Consider the following 18,344-nt stretch of genomic DNA (forward strand, 5'->3'; position numbering starts at 1 on the left):
GGCGAGAATGTCGTACCAGCGCCCTAGGGTCGGGGCATGTATCTGGACGCCATCGCCTTCGAAGCCGAAGACCCATCGACCCTGGCCCGATTCTGGTCCCGTGCTTTGGCGGCCCCGGCGCTCGATCGCGGGCCGCTCGGTGTCGAGATCGCCACACCCGTGGTGCCCCTGCTCCTGGTTCCGACCGGGCCCTCCCCCTCCGACCGCGACGGGGATCGGATCACCCGAATCCACTTCGACCTCGACGGTGGCCCCGACCACCACGCCCACGCCGAACGGCTGGTGTCGCTGGGTGCGGAGCGCAGGGACGTCGGGCAGGGCGACGTCCCCTGGGAGGTGCTCGCCGACGTGGAGGGCAACCTGTTCTGTGTCATGCCCGGCCGCCGGTACGAGAACGTGGGCCCGGTCCTGGGTTCGCTGCCGGTGGACAGCGCCCGGCCCGAGGTCGACCGGGCCTTTTGGGCCGATCTCGTCGGTTGGTCCCCGGTCGACGAACAGGGGCCGGGACTGCGTCACCCCGGCGGCGGCGGGTTCGTGCTGCAGTACTGCGACGAACTCGCGCCCAAACCACCGGGCGTGCGCAACACGGTGACCCCGATCCTGCGCCCTGACCCGGACGAGGCCTATGCCCACACCCGGCTCACCGACCTGGGAGCGCGCCCGGTGGAATCGGACCCGGGTTCGCCCTGGCGGGTGTGGGCCGACCCCTCCGGCAACGAGTTCCGGCTGCCGGTGCGCTGACCTCGATCAGTCGTCCTCCTCGTGATGGTCGAGGTTGGTGATGCCCCGACGCCAGTAGCCGTCCACCTCGCTGGTCTCGTTGCGCACGAAGCCGCGCTCCTTGAGCAGCCGGCGGATGGGCTTGAGGGTGGTGGCCTCACCCGCTGCGTAGACGAACCCGTCGCCCTCGGGCAGCTCCAATGCCCTGAACGCCTCGAACAGCAGCTCGGTGGTGCCGGGCTCGGCCTCGCCCCGGTGCAGCCAGGTGATGCGGGCATCGTCGGGGGCCTGCAGCTTCTGTTCCTCGGCTGCGTCGACGACCTCGAAGAACGCGAACACCTTGGCGTCGGCGGGCAGGTCCTCCACGTATCGGGCGGCGGCCGGCAAAGCGGTCTCGTCGACCAGGAGCACGTGGTAGTCGAACTCGCCGGTGATGTAGGCGGTGCCGCGCGGGCCGAGCACACCGAGCTTGTGGCCGGGTTCGGCGTTGATCGCCCACCGCCCGGCCGGACCGTGGTCGTGGGCGACGAAGTCGACGCTCAGGCGTCCGGCCTCGGTGTCCAGGTAACGGACGGTGTAGTCGCGGAAGATCACCCCGTCGGCACGGAAGTTGAGGCAGCGGTCGTCCTCGACGATGGGCAGCACGTGCTCGCCCTCCTCGTTGGGGAACCACAGCTTGACGTGGTCGGCGAAGTGGTCGCTGCGCAGGCCCTCGATGTCGGAGCCCTCCAGATGGATCCGGATCATGCGCGGGGTGACGCGTTCGACCTCGGCCACCTCCAGGACGCGTGGCTTGAGCGGGTACATGTCGATACGGCGTTCGTGGGTCACTTGCTCTCCTCGTGGTTCGGGACTTCGTCGAGGTCGTGGGGGTGGGGCGGCGCACGCGGCCACCACGAAGGCGGGGGCCTTCCCGGTGTGGGTCGTGTTCCGTCCGAGGCCTGCCAGAACCCTGAAACATTTCTGAGGTTAGCCTTACCTTAACGTAGGCGTGTGCGCGAGGTTCGCCCTCCGGCCGCCCGAACCCGGGTCCGACCGGTCGGCAAGGGTGTCCTAACCTGGTGGAGGCCGCCCCCACAGCACGTCGCGCCTTGCCACGAACCCGAGGAACCACCTTGAACTTCAATTCCCTGTCCGCCCTGACCTTCCGCGTGGTGGCCGTATTCGAGGCCTTCACCTGGGTCGGACTCCTGATCGGCATGTACTTCAAGTACCTGGGCAACGGCAGCGAGCTCGGCGTACAGATCTTCGGCCCGCTGCACGGCGGGGCCTTCGTGGCGTACGGGCTGGTCGCCCTGGTGGCCGCCTACCGACTCCGGTGGGGCATCCGGCCGACCCTGGTGGCACTGGCCGCGTCGGTTCCTCCGTTGGGCACGCTCCTCGCGGACTGGTGGCTGCACCGGACCGGGCGTCTGACCCCCGAGCCCGCCAAGGACGACCGAACGCCCGAACCGGTGGCCTGACCCCACCGCTCGAAACGAACCCCCGAACGGGTCACGATTCCCTTCGTGACCCGTTCTTGTCGTTCGCGCCGAACACAGGGATCTCATCGGTCACTTCAGCCACAGGAGACCACTCCTCTACCGCAGAATGATCTTCCTGAGAAGGGGTGTAAAAGGTTTACCAACTGACCGGTAACGGACAACAGAAACTTTCATTGACCCCTTTGCGTGCGGACGGGGATCCGTGTTCAGTTGTGACCGGCAAGTAACCTCCCCGATCCGAGAAGGGCTCCCCCGCTATGTGTCAGCAAGATGGACCCGCACGTCGCACGGTCCTGCAGGGAGCGGCCGTCGCCTCCGGCGCCGCCCTCGTCGCAGGTGCCGGCGTGGCCACCGCGAACGCCGACACCCGGGCCGCCGCGGCCGAACCGGCGATGTACTTCCGCGCCGACTGGAACGCCCGACCCCCGTCGAGCCCCGTCCAGGTCCTGGCGGCCCCTCCCACCCACGTGGTCGTCCACCACACCGCGACCCCCAACAGCACCGACTACTCCGAGGCCCACGCCCTGGCGCTGTCCAGGTCGATCCAGAACTACCACATGGACTCCCAGGGCTGGATCGACGCGGGCCAGCAGTTCACCATCAGCCGTGGCGGTCACCTGATGGAGGGTCGCAACCTCGCCGTCGTGGCCGTCCGCGAGGGCACCCACTGCGTGGGCACCCACGTCGCCGACCACAACGGCACCACCGTGGGCATCGAGAACGAGGGCACCTACATGGAGGAGGGCCCCACCCAGGAGCTCACCGACAGGCTCATCGAGACCCTCGCCTGGCTGTGCGGCGCCTACGGCCTCGACCCGCAGCAGGCCATCGTGGGGCACCGCGACTTCAACTCCACCGCCTGCCCGGGCGACCGGCTCTACGCGATGCTGCCCGAGCTGCGCAACGCGGTGAGCGGTCTGATGGTCGCCCAGGGCATGGAGTTCGGTACCGCCGACGTGGCGGCCGAGGACCGTCCCACCTACCCGCCGGTCCCCGAGGACGAGCCCCGGCGCGAGTTCTTCCACGGCCCCGGTCGCGGAGCCGACGACTTCACCCGCTGACCACCCGATACGACGACTCCCCGCTCGTCGTCGACTGACAGGGGGCGGCGCCACCGGAGAGGCGCCGCCCCTTCCTCGTGCCCGAATCCGGCACCTCGTTTTCGTCGGAGGGCGCCGTTAGTCTCGGAGCGCTCGACGAACTTGGAGGGGGAACCGGGGATGGCGTTGACGGAACCGATGGAGGAGTTCGCGTCCACCGAGGGAACGGTGCGTTGGCGGGCGACCGGATCGGGAGAACCCGTGGTGCTGCTGCACGGCACCCCGTTCTCGTCCTACGTGTGGAGGGAGGTCGCCGGTGCCCTGTCCGACCGGTACCGGGTCCACACCTGGGACATGCCCGGGTACGGCGCCTCGGAGAAACGCGCCGGCCAGCGGGTCTCCCTGGCCGCGCAGGGACGGGTGTTCACCGAACTGCTCGCCCACTGGGGGCTGGAGCGGCCCCGTGTGGTGGCGCACGACTTCGGCGGGGCGGTGGCCCTGCGCGCCCACCTGTTGCACCACGCCTCCTACTCCCGGCTGGCCCTGGTCTCCCCGGTGGCGCTGGCCCCATGGGGATCGCCGTTCTTCCGCCTGGTGGGCGAGAACACCGAGGTGTTCGAGCAGCTGCCGCCGGCCCTGCACCGGGCCCTGGTCACCGAGTACGTGAGTTCGGCGAGCGCCGTCGGGCTGCGACCGGACGTGCTTCGAGCCCTGGTGGACCCCTGGACGGGCGCCGAGGGCCAGCCCGCGTTCTACAGACAGATCCAGCAGGCCGACCAGGCGCACACCGACGAGATCCAGGGCTCCTACCCCGAACTGGACCTGCCGGTGCTGCTGGCCTGGGGTGAGCAGGACACCTGGATCCCACCGGAGCGCGACCGCGAACTCGCACGGCTGATCCCGGGCGTGGTCACCCACCCCATCGACGGCGCCGGCCACCTGGTCCAATTGGACGCTCCCGCCCGACTCACCGCCGCCCTGCTCGACTTCCTCCGGGAGTGACCGACCCACGTCCGCCGGAGCCGGATACCGGTGGGGCGGGTGTGCAATGGTGTGCGGTGAGCGGCGCGCCACGCGCCGCGAACCGGCCACCACGGACGACAGGAGCTCACATGTCCCAACGAGTGCAAGGTGTCATCTCACGCGCCAAGGGGGCGCCGGTGGAACTCACCACCATCGTCGTCCCGGACCCCGGACCGGGCGAAGCGGTGGTGCGGATCCAGGCCTGTGGGGTCTGCCACACCGACCTGCACTACCGGGAGGGCGGAATCAACGACGAGTTCCCCTTCCTGCTCGGCCACGAGGCCGCCGGAACGGTGGAGTCGGTGGGCGAGGACGTCACCGGCCTCGAACCGGGCGACTACGTGATCCTGAACTGGCGGGCGGTGTGCGGGAAGTGTCGGGCGTGCGCCCGGGGCCGCCACCAGTACTGCTTCGACACCCACAACGCCACGCAGAAGATGACCCTGGAGGACGGTACCGAGCTCTCCCCCGCGTTGGGCATCGGCGCGTTCGCGGAGAAGACCCTGGTGGCCGCGGGCCAGTGCACCAAGGTCGACCCGGCCGCTTCGGCGGCCGCGGCGGGTCTGCTCGGCTGCGGGGTCATGGCCGGGATCGGCGCGGCCGTCAACACCGGCGGGGTCACCCGCGGCGACTCGGTGGCGGTCATCGGCTGCGGTGGGGTGGGCAGTGCCGCCGTGGCCGGGGCCCGCCTGGCCGGGGCGAACCGGATCATCGCCGTGGACCTGGAGGACCGAAAGCTGGACTGGGCGCGCGGCTTCGGCGCCACCCACACCGTCAACGCCTCCCGGACCGACCCGGTCGAGGCGATCCGGGAACTCACCGGCGGGTTCGGTGCGGACGTGGTGATCGACGCCGTCGGCAACCCCAAGACCTACGAGCAGGCGTTCTACGCCCGTGACCTGGCGGGCACCGTGGTGTTGGTGGGGGTGCCCACCCCGGAGATGAGACTGGAACTGCCGCTGTTGGACGTGTTCGGTCGCGGCGGGGCGCTCAAGTCGTCCTGGTACGGGGACTGTCTGCCCTCCCGTGACTTCCCGATGCTCATCGACCTCTACACCCAGGGCAGACTGGACCTGGACGGATTCGTCACCGAGGAGATCGGTATCGGTGACATCGAAGAGGCCTTCGCCCGCATGGAGCGCGGCGACGTACTGCGATCGGTGGTGCGACTGTGAGTGACGCGCGAGTGGAACACCTGACCACGTCCGGGGTCTTCACCCTGGACGGCGGCTCCTGGGAGGTGGACAACAACGTCTGGTTGATCGGTGACGACGAGGAGGTCGTGGTCATCGACGCCCCGCACGACGCCGACGCCATCGTCGGGGCGGTGAACGGACGCCGGGTGGTGGCGGTGGTGTGCACGCACGGCCACAACGACCACGTCAACGCCGCGCCCGCGCTGGCCGACATGGTGGACGCGCCCATCCTGCTGCACCCCGACGACCGGGTGTTGTGGGACATGACCCACCCCGACCGCGCCCCGGACGGGGAACTGTCCGATGGCCAGGTGGTGAAGGTGGCCGGCACCGAACTGCGGGTCGTCCACACCCCGGGGCACGCGCCGGGCGCGGTGTGCCTGTACGCGCCGGAGGCGGGCGTGCTGTTCAGCGGGGACACCCTGTTCCAGGGCGGACCGGGGGCGACGGGTCGGTCCTACTCGGACTTCCCGACCATCGTGGCCTCCATCCGGGACCGTTTGCTGTCCCTGCCGGAGGAGACCGTGGTCAACACCGGTCATGGTGACTCCACCACGATCGGCGCCGAGGCCCCGCACCTGCAGGAGTGGATCGACCGGGGGAACTGAGTCCCGGTCCGGCGTCCCCGGAGCCCCGCACCCGTTCCATCCGGGCGCGGGGCTCCCGTGCTCCCCTTGCGTTCGGTCCCCTTGCCCTCAGGTTCCGGACGAGCGCTCGGTACAGACCTCGTCCGACACGGCGATCTCGTCGACGCCGAGCACCGCGATGACGATGAAGCAGTACTCCTGGGCCGGTTCCAGGGCGTTGACCCGGACGGAGGCGGCCCCCGGTTCGGCGTCGGCGACGTTGCCCGGGTCCTGTCCGGCCACACCACCGATGACCTGATGGGGCGCCTCCACACCGGTGTTGTCGGTCCACGAAACCACCACCGTGTGGCCCTGGTCCGCCAATTCGACGTCCGTGGGGCGGGCCTCCTCGACCCGGCCGGCCGCAGGCGCCGGTGGGTCTTGGGCCTCGGACGGTGGTGCCCCGCTCTCGGGGGTCGCCCGGGTCTCGGTCGGGCTCTCCCGCACCCGTTCGACCAGCGTGTCGCCGGCGTCGGGGCGCAGAACGGCCACGGCTCCCAGCCCGAGGGCGAGGACCACGACCGCCGCGACCGTGATCATGACGGCCAGTGGGCGTCCCACCGATGGGGTGCCCGGTGACCCCGACCGGAGTGGTTCGGGGGGCCGCGGTGGTGTCGGAGCCTCGGCGCGCTCTTCGCCGCCTTCGGGTGTCTCCGGGGCCGATCGTCGTTCCTCTGACGCGGGGACCGGCGGGTTCGCTCCACCACTCCAGCCGGGGAGGGCGGCCCAGGCCACGTCGGGGTTCTGCCGAAGGAACTCATCGAAACCGGCGGGCTCGGGGTCGGCGGGCACCTCGTCATCGTGGTCCTGCGCCGCCAAGGCCTCGGCGAACGCGGACGCGTCGGGATACCGTTCGTCCGGTTCCCGGGCCACGGCGCGTTCCAGGACGGAGCGCAGTCCGGCCGACAGGTCGGCACGGGGCAGGCGTGGTGGATCGGAGGCCAACACCTTGTCGCGGTAGGCGAAGGGGTCGAGGGCGGGGTCGGGCCCCTGCGCGAAGGGCGGGTGTCCGGCCAGAAGCGTCCACAACGTGGTCCCGAGTCGATGGACGTCCGAGGCCGGTCCGCCCGGTTCTCCCCGCAGGATCTCCGGCGGGGTGTGGGCGATCGTCATCGGATCGGGGGCCACCGGTTCGGGTCGTTCCCCGATGGGCAGGACGCCTCCGGCGTCGGTGAGGGTCGCCCCGCCCGGGGTGCGCAGCAGGTTGGCCGGTTCCACCCCGTGGTGGAGCAGGCCGCGTTCGTGTAGTGCCCGCAAGGTGCCCGCGACCGAACGGGCCACCGCCAGCACCTCCGCCAGGGGCAGCGGACCACGGTCGGCGAGGGCCGCGGCGTAGTCGCCCTCCGGGTGGTGCTCCAACACGGCGAACGCGCGCCCGGACGAGGTCTCACCGGTCCCGGTCACCCGGATCATGCCCGGCAGGTCCGAGAGCCCACGTGCCCGCTCGACCTCGGCCCGGCCGTGCTCGTCACGGACGACCTTGAGCACCACCGTGATGTCGTCACCATCGCGTCCGGCCAGGTAGAGGGTGGAGGACACGCCGCGGTAGAGGATCTGTGGGGAGTGGTACCCGGGGGCGAGTCTGTCGTCGGATCCGCTCGTGCTCATCGGTGTCCTCTCCGCGTGTGCGCCCCATGGCCCCGATCCCGCCACAGCAGCGGCCGGGGGTCGAACCACCAGGTCAGTCTCTTGAGGCGGGGACGGGTCGCCCGCAGGCTCCGCAGGTGGGTGCGCACGGTGGTCGCGGCGCCACGGGCGACCGCCTCGTCCACGTCCCGTCCGACGCCGAAACCGACGCTGTTGACGGCTTGGGCGAGCCGATCGAGCCCGGGGGCGTGGGCCGAAACGGGCACCCGGTCTCGGGCGGCGGCCACGGTCGCGCTGACCGTGCTTCCGGGCGACAGCGGCACCGACGCCTGGCGCAGACCGTCGAGGAGTTCGCGCCAGGCGCCCAGGACGCGGGCGGTCGGTGGGCCGGACGCCAGACGGAGCCGGGCGCGCGCCATCCGTCCGAGTGGGATCGACAGGAGCAGCGCGAGGAGGCAGCCGCTCACGGTCAGGCCGATGGTCCACCCGCGGCGGTCGGGTTCGTCTCGTCTCGGCGCGGTGATGGCGTGGTCGTCGGAGGCCGAACCCTCGTAGTCCTCGGCCTCGGTGTCCTCGGAGTCTTGGACGTCCTGTTCCGCGGTGTCCTCGGTGCCGTGTTCGTCCTGCCCGCCGGGGGTGACGGCGAAGGGCACCCAACCGACCCCGTCGAAGTACACCTCGCCCCAGGCCACGGCGTCACCGGTACGGACCTCGTACTCCCCGCCGCCCTGGTCGGTGCCGGGCGCGAAGCCGACGGCGACCCGGCTGGGCAGTCCGGCGGCGCGGGCGAGCATGGCGAAGGCGCTGGAGAACTGCTCCGACGTGCCCCCGCCGCCCTGCCCTCCGGGGGCGGCCAGGAGTGCGTCGATGTGGGCGTAGCTGTGGCCACCCGGGGTGTGGGGGTCGAAGGAGTGGGACTCGCGCAGGTAGCGGGCCAGGGCGGTGGCGCGTTGGTAGTAGGAGCCTTCGGCCGCCACCGAGGCGACCACGTCGTTGAGGATGGCGGGGGCGCCCGGTGGAAGTTCCCGGTAGACGTCGTAGATGTCACCGGCGGGCGGGGAGGCCCGGGTCAGGTCCGTCGATTCCCAGTCCGCGACCTCCCCGACGACCTCGTAGTCCTGCTCGGCGATGGGTCCGTCCATGGTGGCGACGGTGCCCGTACGGGCGTCGTATCCGGGGTCGTCGAGTCCGACCCGTCGGGGGACTCCGATGACCGGGGCCCAGGCACCGGGCAGATCCTTTCCCACCCGCACGTGCCCGGAGACGGGGGTGGCCCCGGGCGGAGGCGGCACCGGCGCGGGAAGGACGCTGTCGGCCTTGCGGTACCCGGACTCGGGCAACCAGGTGGTCCCGGTGAAGTCGGCGAGGGCGACCCAGCGCAGCTCCACCGGCCGGTCCGACTCGACGGTGAGCAGGTACTCGTCGGGTTCTGTGGCCCAACCCGCCAGGTATCCCAGGGGGTTGAGGGCCCGCGAGGAGTCCATGGGCGGGGTGAGGACGGTGCGCGGGTCGCCGGGTTCGGTCTCCCACCCGGCGAGCAGGCGGGGCCCGCCGACCACCGCGATGGTGGCGGTGAGGACGCAGATGGATCCGACGACCACGGCCCGGCGAAGCCTTGACGGGACCGAGGGACGCGCGTCCACCTGGATGCTCAGCGCGGCCGATCCCGTGGGGCCGGCCGTCCCGGGTCCCGAACGCAGGGACATGACCAGGACCGCGGCCACCCCGGTCAGAGCGATCGCGGGGAAGCCCGGTGGGGCCACGGGCCCGTTGATGATCACGGCGCCGACGAGGAGCAGCAGGCCCGGCATCAGGACGATCCCTCGGCGTCCGGCGCGCCAGGCCAGGGCGGTGGCGGCACCGGTCAGCCAGGTGGCCAGCAGCGGCAGGGTGAGGGTGTCGACGCTGAGCGGTGTGGGCGCGGTGCTGGTGAGGATGCGCGCCCCCGAGTGCAGGAGCGCTTCACCCGCGCCCCGAAACGCCCCCTCCCCCTCACCCGGAATCCACACCGCGCACACCGGCACGGCGAGCAGGGGCACCGGCACGCCCAGGAGCACCGTCCGAAGCGCGCTGAACCGGGAACGCAGGACCAGGGTGAGCACGACGGAGACGATCGCGCAGGCGACCAGGATCGCGCCGACCTGCCAAGGGGAGGCGTAGGAGGGCGCCAGGGCGACACCGCCCGCGGTCGTGGCGAGGATCGGTCCGACGTGGGCGAGCGGGGTTCGTGGCGAGGACGAGGGGAACCACGACCGTCGCACCGGTGCGGTGGGGGCGGGGGTCGTCACCGTGGCCATGGTGCCTCGTTCCAACGGTCGGCGAACGACACGGCGTCGCCGGCGGTGATGAGTGTGACGGAGGCCGGCGCGGCCGGGCGTTCACGCCCGCCCAGGGCCACCGCGTACAACCCGGGGTAGCGGTCCCCGAGCTGCGCGAAGAGGCCGAGGTCGGCCGCGTCCAGGTGGCCACTGACCAGGATGGCGGTGTCGCCCTCGCCGTGGGTTCGGGCCAGGTGGAGGGCGTCGGCCAGGTTCGCGTCGGGGTCGGGTGCGGCCTCGGCCAACAGGTCGAGCAGGGGCGGCAGACCACCGCCGCTGTCCCTGCCGCGCCCGCCGACCAACCGGAGTTCGCAGTGCAGGGCGGCGCGCACCCCGGTGGCCAGGAGGGAGGCCGCGGCTCCGGCGACCTCGTCCATTCGGTCGACGCCGTCCGGTGCGGGGCGGTCGTCGACGAGAAGGCACAGTCGGGCCTGGGAGGTGTCGACGTATTCGCGGACCACGAGCCGGTCCAGGCGTGCCGAGCTGCGCCAGTGGACGTGGCGCAGGTCGTCTCCGGGTGCGTAGTCGCGCAGGGTGTGGAAGGTGAGGGTCCCGGACCGGGCCCCGTCGACCTCACCGTCGGGGTCGGCCACGTCGCCGACCGGGATGGCCCGCAGGTACCGCCACGGAGGATGCACCCACACTCGGTCCACGGCGCCCTGGGATCGGCCGCTCGCGGCAAGGCCCAAGGGGTCGGAACGTCCCGCCCACAACGGACCGAGTTCGATCATTCCGCGGCGGAGGGGTTGGACCCAGTAGTCCGAACCACCGGTGCCGCCCCCGGACAGGGGCGCCAGGGGGACGTCGTGTTCACCGTCGGGACCCAGGACCCGTTCGGCGATCCGCACGGATCGACGTCCGATGTTGCGGGCCTCCATCCTTACCCGCACCGACCGGCCGGGGATGGTACGGGTTCCGGTCGGCAGGGATCGGCGCACCGTCACGTCGGCCACACGGCCCACGGTCAGTGCGGCCGCGACCACGGTGATGAGGGCGAGCCCGCCGAGCAGGGCGAGTTCCTGGTACTGGGAGAGGATGCCCAAGGTCAGTAGCAGCGCCCCCACGGCCGCCACCGACCACCCCCTTGTGGTCGGCATCAGCGGTTCGCCGTCGCCCCCGGTCCGCCCGGCTGTGGGGCCGGGGTCGCGTCGAGGATCTCGTTGAGCACGTCGACGCCGGTGCGACCGCCGACCGAGGCCTCGGGTGAGAGCACCAGGCGATGCGCCCAGACGGGGCGGGCCAGGGTCTGGACGTCCTCCGGGGTGACGTAGGGACGACCGCTGGTGAGGGCGAGCATGCGCATCGTGTCGGCCATGGCGACCGTGGCCCGGGTTGACAGCCCCACGCTCAAGGCGTCGTGTCCGCGCGTGGCGTGCGCCAGACGCAGGACGTACTCGTAGACCGTGTCGTCCACATGGGCCCTGCGGGCGGCGGCGCGCGAGCGGGCGATCCTCTCGGCGTCGGTGTGCGCGGTCAGGGACTCCGGTGCGACGAGACGGTCGCCGCGGATGATGGCGAGTTCGGCGGCGGGGTCCGCGTATCCGACGGTGAGTCTCATCAGGAAGCGGTCCAGCTGGGCCTCCGGCAACCGGTAGGTGCCCGACATCTCCACCGGGTTCTGGGTGGCGACCACCAGGAAGGGCGCGTCCACGCGGTGTCGGTGCCCGTCGACCGTGACCGCGCCCTCCTCCATGACCTCCAACAGCGCGGACTGCGTCTTGGGTGAGGCCCGGTTGATCTCGTCCGCCACGACGACGTTGGCGAAGATCGGTCCCTGATGGAACTCGAACTCCCGGGTGGCCTGGTTGAAGACGGTGACGCCGGTCACGTCGGAGGGCAGCAGGTCCGGGGTGAACTGGATCCGACGCCACCGGCCCTCGACCCCGGCGGCCAGGGCCCGAGCCAGGGTGGTCTTGCCGGTGCCGGGGACGTCCTCCAGCAGGATGTGCCCCTCACAGAGCAGCGCGACCAGGGCGAGCCGGACCACCTCGGTCTTGCCGAGCAGGGCGGTCCCCACGGAGGAGACCATGGAGTCGAACGCGTCCGCTTCGAGAGCCGCTTCGTCCGCGGAGAGGGGCTCGGCGGGACCTTGGAGGTTCACTGATGTCTTTCGATGTTCGTGGGTGGACGATCAGGGGTTCTGATCGGTTCCCTGGGCATCCCTCTCCTGTGGGGTCAGGGGGGTCAGGGGGTTCTGGGTCTGGTCCTGACGGCGTTCCTCGTTGAGGTCGCGTTGGGTCTGGAAGGCGCCGAACACCACGAGTGCCGCGGCGACCAGGGCGGCCAGGATCAGACCGACGATCACCGAGGGCCACACGCGTTGTCGGGTGCGCCAGTAGCGGCTGGACCCGTACAGTATGGCCGCGCGCAACTGTCGACGGCGCAGGGCGTCGGCCTGGAGGACGTAGCGCTCGCTGTCGGGCGTGCTCTGGAAGGCCTCGGGGAGCCGTGCGGGGGGCGGCGGAACCGGTGCCCCCGGTTCCGCCGCCGTCGCCTTGGGTGGGTGGGACATGTGTGTCCGGGACCGTGCCGCGGTCAGTCGAACAGGTCGTCGAGGTAGCGCTTGGTGGTCTGGTAACCGTCCACGGCGCCGTCCACCGCGTCGACCATCTTCGAGAAGCCGCGGTTGGTCATGTCGAAGGCGTTGTTGAACTCGGCGGCGCGGGCCTGGAACTTCTCGTCGCCGCCCTCCCACTTGGTGACGAGGTCCTTGGCCTGCCCGTCGATCTCCTGCATGATCGACCGGAAGTAGCCCAGGTACTGGCGTTGGTCGATGTTCAGCTCGGTGAGCTGGTCGATGTCGCCACCGACCTCGTATCGGTTCAGGCTCATGTGGTGGTCTCGCTCTCTGGTGCGCTGAGGCCCGGCCGCTGCGAAGAGCCGGGCGCGAGGGGCCCGCTCAGTTGATCGGCTTCATGAAGGAGAGCTCGTTCTGAGCCCGGGCGAAGTCTTCCTCGCTGTCGAGGTCGGTCGAGTTGACGCGTTCCTGACCGAGGTTGAGGTTGACGCCGTACTTGTCGCACCAGGCGAGCAGGGAGTTGAACCCGGTCACCAGTTCGCTCTGGCCTTCCCGGTAGGCCCTGAGAGCACCGCCCTGGAGCGCCTGCCCGTCCTGTTCCAGCGCGCCCAGCAACGACTGCAGGCGTTCCCTGAGCCCCTGGCTCTCCTCGTCGAGACGCGACCCACCTCGGGAAAGGGAGGTGGTCTCCTCTGTTCCGATCCTCTGACTCATCTACCGGTCCTTTCCTCACCGACCCCCCTGAACTGCGTTCATCGCCGGTTCAGGGGCGTTCCCACTCCGTGGAGTTCCGGGAGGTCGCCCGGTTCGGTTGTGAAACCACTCGAAAAGGGAAGGTAGTGAACCTTCGAGCCCTCTGTCAACGCGATTGGAATCGCGCCGAGCACCGTCCGATGCCCTGCGCCCCAGGGCATCCGGATGACCGTGGGTTATCCCCCAAGGCGTGACCGCCATCACCACCGCCCGGGAGGAACCCACTGGAAGGTGTCGGAGGAATTCCCTAGTCTCATAGGGCTCGTGCCCCGTGGCACCAGCCGGCCCCTCGTGCTCCCGGGTCCCCTGGCCGTACCGGTACATCCAGCGAAGCGGAAATGAGGAGGGTCGGCCATGGGCGAAGCGTCGATGATCGCGGGCAACACCGGTGAGGGGGCCTCTGGCGGGCGCGACAGCGAGCGGACGCACGAACTCCTGGCCGGGGTCTCCAAGGCCTTCGAGACCGCGATGGACGCCCTGGACGAGGAGTCGGTCGAGGCGAAGATCAACGGCGCCTTCGCCACCTACTTCGCCGACCACAAGGGCCCGGTGGAGAAGGTCGAGAGCAACGGGATCACCATCTCCAGGAACATCGTCTCCGCCGCCGGACTCATCGAACGGACCGATGGAGAGGCCGAGGGGGAGCAACGCGCCGCCATCCCGTACCTGAACCCGCGGCTCACCTCCCCGAACCAGGCGCCCCCGGGCATCGCCGCCCCGGCGTCCGACGGCCCGGTCGGTCCCGTCGCGCCCACCCACCTCCGGCTCGACGTGAACCGCTAGGTCCGGGTGTTCCCGCCCCCTCGACCACCCCACGCCCACCTCTCCGTGTCATGGAAGGCACCGAGCATGACCTCGACCCCGGAACCCTCGGTTCCCCTACTCCCCTCCGCCCCCTCGCCCCTGACCCCACCCGCCGAGAGGATCCCCGAGTTCGATCCGCCGGACACCAAGGTGCGGACGGACTCCCTCAAGGAGAGGTGCGACGACGCCTGGAAACTGACCGGACGGGTCATGGGCGACGCGGGAACGGGGCGCGCGGCCATCACCAGGTCCGCCAAGGAGTTCAGCGATCTGATCGACGGCGACATCAGCTCCGCGGGGGCCTTCAACGAGAAGGAGTGGCGCAAGGCCTGCCTCGCCCTCACCTACGCCGCGTCGATCGCCGACAGGTGGCGCGAGGACGTCGAGGAGTTCAGGCGTGAGCGCAAGAAGCTGATCGATCGGTACTCGACCGCGATCGTCATGGCGGGGCTCGCCAACGAGGGGAACCCGATGTACCGGGGAACGGGTCCGCTCCAGAGCCCACCGACGTACGGGCCCCACGTGCCCAGTCCGCGCCAGCTCGCCTACTACGAGGTGCACCGCGAGTACATGGCCAAGGGGCGAAAGCTCAAGGACGGTTTGGAGGAGACCGCGGCGGAACGGGCCACCCTGCTCAAGGAGGGCCCCGAACCGAGCAACCTGAAGGTCCTCGTGGAGGCCGGGGTGCTGGGCTGGGGCGCGTACAACATCCTGGGCGCGGAGCGGGACGTACCACTCCCGGTCTCCTCGAAGGAGGCCAAGGAAATGGCCCGGGAGATGAAGTCCTACCTGGACGGGGACAAGGAGCCGGACGCGCGCTTCCACGAGATCATCGCGGCGCTCGGCGCCGTGTCGGCGAAGGCGAAGAAACTCCAAGAGGCCGGTCGGTCCACCCTGGGGCAGCCCTACCAGGCCACGATGCACCGGCCGACCCTGGGCGAGGAGGAGCTCGACTTCCTCGAAACCTTCTACGAAGAACTCGATGAGATGTCCCCGACCGGCATCGTGCACATGATGCCCTGGTTGGAAGGAAGTTCCGGTCCGGGATGGAGCTCCTCGGAACGGGACGCCTTCGCGACCGGGGTCGCCAACGGTCTGCTCATCCTCTCCGACGAGAAGGTCGGTGGTGGCCAGTACCGCCTGCCCGATGGTGTCCAGGACTTCGCCCACGGTCTCCCCTTCAACGACTGGAGGGCGAACGGGATGTCGGAAGGACGGGCCGAGGGCGTGCGTTCGCACAACTGGCTCGCCGACGCCGAGGACTTCAGTCTCCTGCTCAAGAACGCGGACTCGGGGTTGCGGGGTGGTCTGGAGTTCTCTACCAACGTCACCCTGAGCCTGGGGCACCACCTCGACAACACCGACCTCGCGATCACCCGGGAGCGCAACGAAGCGCTTTCCTCCCTCTTGGACGTGAGCACCCGGAACGTGGAGGCCAACCACAGCATCCTCACCGGGAACGCCGAGCATCCGGCCGGCCACGTGGAGGATGCGCGCTACTCCTCCGAGTACATGCCCGACTTCAAGAACACCACCGACGCGCTCGTGGGGTTGTACGCCTTCGACTGGGCGGACGACGGCGAGGCCGCCGCCGGGCTCACCGACTGGATTCCGCGCGCCTCCGAATCGGAGTCCGGTTCCCAGCGCCGAATGGCTCGTGAAGCGGCCGAAGGGTTGATCCGAACGACGGTGAGCGACAAGGACGTGTTCGACTCACTGACCAACACCGGGATCACGGTCAAGGAGACGGTCGAGGTCGACGGTAAAAAGGTCGACGTTGAGTATCCGGACGCGGTTTTCAGTCGAGTGAACCCAAAGCTGTCCAACACCTTCGCCGACATCGCACTGGCCTACCTGGAAGATTTCAGCATCCCCGGGAACAAGAACGAACCCGAGGGCGGCGACAAAATGAAACTCGGGTACGAGGAGCGCCAGCGGTTCCTCCAGTTCGCGGCGGCCGACGACGCCACGGTGCGGAAGCTGTATCAAACCGCGGAGCTGCTCGATCTGAACAGCACGAACCAGCTCCTGGGTGAGGACGAACAGAAGGACATCGCCTACCGCAACTCCACGTTCCGCGCCCTCCTGGACGCCGCCGTGCGCGGCGACACCCTCGACCGCAGCATCGACATGGACAACGCGGAGGCCCAGGCCGCGGTGGACAAGAAACGCAAAATCGCCATGGTGAGCGGCCTTGCCTTCGGCGGAGCCAACCTCCTGTCCCCCGCAGGAGGTGGAGCGGCGATCTCCGGTATCACCACGTCGGTATTCGAGTTGAACGACCGGGTCGACCAATCGGTCAAGAGCGACAACTATCTGACAGCCGTGGACGCCGGAATCGGAGACGACTCCACCCACGCTTTCGGAGCGAACGACTACGGCCGGACCTATTCGCAGATGAACCACGACTACAAGACCAAGCTGGATCTGCTCGACGCCATGGTCCGCGATGGCCGGATCGACACCCGACAGGTGGAGGCCGTCAGCCCCCAACTCCTCACCGATGACGGGAAGGTCGTGGACTACTACGAGTTCAGCACGGACGACCGGACCGGGGCACGGGACGACAAGACCAAGATCAGCCCCGATACCGCGCTCGACCGTCTACTCAAGAGCGAGGAAGCGACTATCACCTACCCGGACAAGACGAGTCGTGAGGCCCACGAGGTAGCCGCTCAGTACTCGCAGGCCTACCACACCGGCTACTACGAGGTGATCGAAAAACTCAGTGCCGACATCGACAAGGAGGACTACAAGGAGAACACGAGTCGGTAGTCGACGCCTCTTCGCAAAGCACACCGCCCGATCCCCGTGTGGGAGCGGGCGGTTCCTCGTGTCAGAAGGGCAGGCGGATCGAGGTCACGGCCTCGTACACGCCCAGCGCCCACACGGCGGCCACGCACAGGGCGATGACGGCGACGACCTCCACACCGTTGAACAGGCGCCGGACGGAGGCGCGGGGCACGTCGGTCAGGCGCACCATGCTCAGGGCTCCGACGGCGGCGCCCGCGAGGAGACCCAGCGCGGGGAGCAGGGCCGACACCCCTCCAGAACCGGTCGAGGCGACCGCGGCCGTCACGACCAGGCCGAGCACCCCGCCCAGGCGGACCGCGAGCACGTGGGCGACCCGGTCGAAGAGCCGGGAACGCGACAGCAGGACCGTCGACACCAGGACCGCCAGCAGCCAGTCGCGCGCACCCGACCCGGTGAACGCCAACAGCACGACGGCGGCGACCGTGGCCACCACCAACCCCAGCAGGGAACCCAGCAACAACCGGTCGCCGGCGGCCAGACTCGTCTCGAACCGTTCGGTGTCGGTCCGGCCCACCTGACGCACCTCGTAGTCCAGTCCGGACAGCCCGCCCAGGGCCAGGGCGGCTCGCGGCAGGACCCCGATACCCAGCACCAGCAGGACCGCGAGCAGCCGTAGCGCCATGGGACCGTCCACGAACAGGCCCACGGCCACGAGCCCGCCCGCGGCCCCGGTGACCACGCTCAGCCCCGCCAGGTAGGGCAGCATCGCGTTGTCCAGTGCCCAACCCACGGCGGCGGGGGTGAGCGCCCCGACACAGGCGAACAGGCCCAGGGCCACGGGGGCGGGTGGCGCCGAACCCATGGCCGACACCGCCAGGGAGGCGGTCAGGGCGCCCCAGCCGCAGGCGGCGACCTGGAGCGCGTGCGCGGTTCCGGGCAGGGAACGGCGCTCGGCCACCCACAGCGCTCCCAGGGAGATCAGGAGTCCCATCGGTGCCACCGCGAGATCGACCGGTGCCGTGCGGACCATGGCCATCACCACGGCGAGCAGCAGGGGTCCGAGGGTGGCCAGGGCCAGTCCGAACCCGAGGGTGGTGGAGGGTCGCCACAACCACGCGGTCTCGTCCACCCGGTCCTCGACGGCGCCGCGTACGTCGTCGACGAAGGTCGGCCGTTCCGGAGCGGCCTCCTTGCGCAGGAGGAGGACGTCACCGTCGAGGACCCCGGCGTCGCGCAGGGAACCTCCGGAGGCCAAGGGGGTGCCGTCGACACGGGCCAGGCTCCACGCCGCGGCCTGCAGCCCCTCGGGGTCGGGTGAGCACACCCGCACGACCTGGGGCATCAGGGTCGCGACGGAAACGGTTCCGGGAAGGGCGAGATCCGCCCATTTATCCGGCCCGGTGACCGTGACCCTGCAGTATCCGCTCACGACACGCACTCCGTTCCGCAGGTGTTCAGGGGGTAGGTGATTCAAGGGGTGAGGAACGCCCGATTCCGCGGAACCGGAGGCCGTTGGATGGG

17 protein-coding genes are annotated in these 18,344 nt (G+C 70.1%); 8 read left to right on the forward strand and 9 right to left on the reverse strand.

Annotated elements, in window-relative coordinates; all coding sequences use genetic code 11:
- Window positions 1-36: 36 nt before the first annotated feature.
- The gene (locus ABZ717_RS13305; RefSeq protein ID WP_358509025.1) at window positions 37-741 is read left to right on the forward strand and encodes a VOC family protein; all 705 of its coding nucleotides are present in this window, start codon (window positions 37-39) and stop codon (window positions 739-741) included.
- Window positions 742-747: 6 nt separating this feature from the next.
- Here ABZ717_RS13305 and ABZ717_RS13310 read toward each other — a convergent pair whose 3' ends face one another.
- Window positions 748-1,551 (reverse strand): siderophore-interacting protein, encoded by an 804-nt coding sequence (locus ABZ717_RS13310; RefSeq protein ID WP_358509027.1) that lies wholly within the window; start codon window positions 1,549-1,551, stop codon window positions 748-750.
- A 284-nt stretch (window positions 1,552-1,835) separates the two neighbouring features.
- Between ABZ717_RS13310 and ABZ717_RS13315 the strand changes: the two genes are divergently transcribed.
- The 5 genes from ABZ717_RS13315 to ABZ717_RS13335 all read left to right on the forward strand — a co-directional run bounded on the left by ABZ717_RS13315 (window position 1,836) and on the right by ABZ717_RS13335 (window position 6,071).
- On the forward strand, window positions 1,836-2,183 hold the full coding sequence (locus ABZ717_RS13315) for a DUF3817 domain-containing protein (protein ID WP_358509029.1): 348 nt from the start codon (window positions 1,836-1,838) through the stop codon (window positions 2,181-2,183).
- Window positions 2,184-2,461: 278 nt separating this feature from the next.
- Complete coding sequence (locus tag ABZ717_RS13320) at window positions 2,462-3,265, forward strand: peptidoglycan recognition family protein (RefSeq protein WP_358509031.1); 804 nt, start codon at window positions 2,462-2,464, stop codon at window positions 3,263-3,265.
- 159 nt (window positions 3,266-3,424) lie between these two features.
- A complete protein-coding gene (locus ABZ717_RS13325; RefSeq protein ID WP_358509033.1) occupies window positions 3,425-4,246 on the forward strand; it encodes an alpha/beta hydrolase in 822 nt (273 codons plus the stop codon).
- A gap of 110 nt (window positions 4,247-4,356) precedes the next feature.
- The gene (locus ABZ717_RS13330; RefSeq protein WP_358509035.1) at window positions 4,357-5,442 is read left to right on the forward strand and encodes an S-(hydroxymethyl)mycothiol dehydrogenase; all 1,086 of its coding nucleotides are present in this window, start codon (window positions 4,357-4,359) and stop codon (window positions 5,440-5,442) included.
- Complete coding sequence (locus ABZ717_RS13335; protein ID WP_358509037.1) at window positions 5,439-6,071, forward strand: MBL fold metallo-hydrolase; 633 nt, start codon at window positions 5,439-5,441, stop codon at window positions 6,069-6,071. Before ABZ717_RS13330 ends, ABZ717_RS13335 begins: the two co-directional genes overlap by 4 nt.
- Window positions 6,072-6,158: 87 nt before the next feature.
- Here ABZ717_RS13335 and ABZ717_RS13340 read toward each other — a convergent pair whose 3' ends face one another.
- From ABZ717_RS13340 to ABZ717_RS13370, 7 genes are all read right to left on the reverse strand, one after another.
- Window positions 6,159-7,697, reverse strand: coding sequence for a protein kinase (locus tag ABZ717_RS13340; RefSeq protein ID WP_358509039.1), 1,539 nt, complete (start codon window positions 7,695-7,697; stop codon window positions 6,159-6,161).
- Window positions 7,694-9,973 carry a transglutaminase domain-containing protein gene (locus ABZ717_RS13345; protein ID WP_358509041.1) on the reverse strand — a complete coding sequence of 760 codons (2,280 nt, stop codon included), beginning with the start codon at window positions 9,971-9,973 and terminating at the stop codon, window positions 7,694-7,696. Before ABZ717_RS13345 ends, ABZ717_RS13340 begins: the two co-directional genes overlap by 4 nt.
- The gene (locus ABZ717_RS13350) at window positions 9,961-11,091 is read right to left on the reverse strand and encodes a DUF58 domain-containing protein (protein ID WP_358509042.1); all 1,131 of its coding nucleotides are present in this window, start codon (window positions 11,089-11,091) and stop codon (window positions 9,961-9,963) included. Before ABZ717_RS13350 ends, ABZ717_RS13345 begins: the two co-directional genes overlap by 13 nt.
- Window positions 11,091-12,095, reverse strand: coding sequence for a MoxR family ATPase (locus ABZ717_RS13355; RefSeq protein WP_358509044.1), 1,005 nt, complete (start codon window positions 12,093-12,095; stop codon window positions 11,091-11,093). Before ABZ717_RS13355 ends, ABZ717_RS13350 begins: the two co-directional genes overlap by 1 nt.
- Window positions 12,096-12,125: 30 nt before the next feature.
- Window positions 12,126-12,506 carry an ABC transporter permease gene (locus tag ABZ717_RS13360; RefSeq protein ID WP_358509046.1) on the reverse strand — a complete coding sequence of 127 codons (381 nt, stop codon included), beginning with the start codon at window positions 12,504-12,506 and terminating at the stop codon, window positions 12,126-12,128.
- 23 nt (window positions 12,507-12,529) lie between these two features.
- The gene (locus ABZ717_RS13365) at window positions 12,530-12,826 is read right to left on the reverse strand and encodes a hypothetical protein (RefSeq protein WP_358509048.1); all 297 of its coding nucleotides are present in this window, start codon (window positions 12,824-12,826) and stop codon (window positions 12,530-12,532) included.
- Between the two features lie 67 nt (window positions 12,827-12,893).
- Window positions 12,894-13,226 carry a hypothetical protein gene (locus tag ABZ717_RS13370; RefSeq protein ID WP_358509050.1) on the reverse strand — a complete coding sequence of 111 codons (333 nt, stop codon included), beginning with the start codon at window positions 13,224-13,226 and terminating at the stop codon, window positions 12,894-12,896.
- 393 nt (window positions 13,227-13,619) lie between these two features.
- Between ABZ717_RS13370 and ABZ717_RS13375 the strand changes: the two genes are divergently transcribed.
- Together ABZ717_RS13375 and ABZ717_RS13380 are read left to right on the forward strand one after the other, a co-directional pair.
- Window positions 13,620-14,048, forward strand: coding sequence for a hypothetical protein (locus tag ABZ717_RS13375; protein ID WP_358509052.1), 429 nt, complete (start codon window positions 13,620-13,622; stop codon window positions 14,046-14,048).
- Between the two features lie 66 nt (window positions 14,049-14,114).
- Window positions 14,115-16,844 carry a hypothetical protein gene (locus ABZ717_RS13380; RefSeq protein ID WP_358509054.1) on the forward strand — a complete coding sequence of 910 codons (2,730 nt, stop codon included), beginning with the start codon at window positions 14,115-14,117 and terminating at the stop codon, window positions 16,842-16,844.
- 61 nt (window positions 16,845-16,905) lie between these two features.
- Here ABZ717_RS13380 and eccD read toward each other — a convergent pair whose 3' ends face one another.
- A complete protein-coding gene (gene eccD, locus ABZ717_RS13385; protein WP_358509056.1) occupies window positions 16,906-18,252 on the reverse strand; it encodes a type VII secretion integral membrane protein EccD in 1,347 nt (448 codons plus the stop codon).
- Window positions 18,253-18,344 lie beyond the last annotated feature (92 nt).

It is taken from the genome of Nocardiopsis sp. NPDC006832, from assembly GCF_040635885.1.
In the GTDB taxonomy this organism is placed as follows: domain Bacteria; phylum Actinomycetota; class Actinomycetes; order Streptosporangiales; family Streptosporangiaceae; genus Nocardiopsis.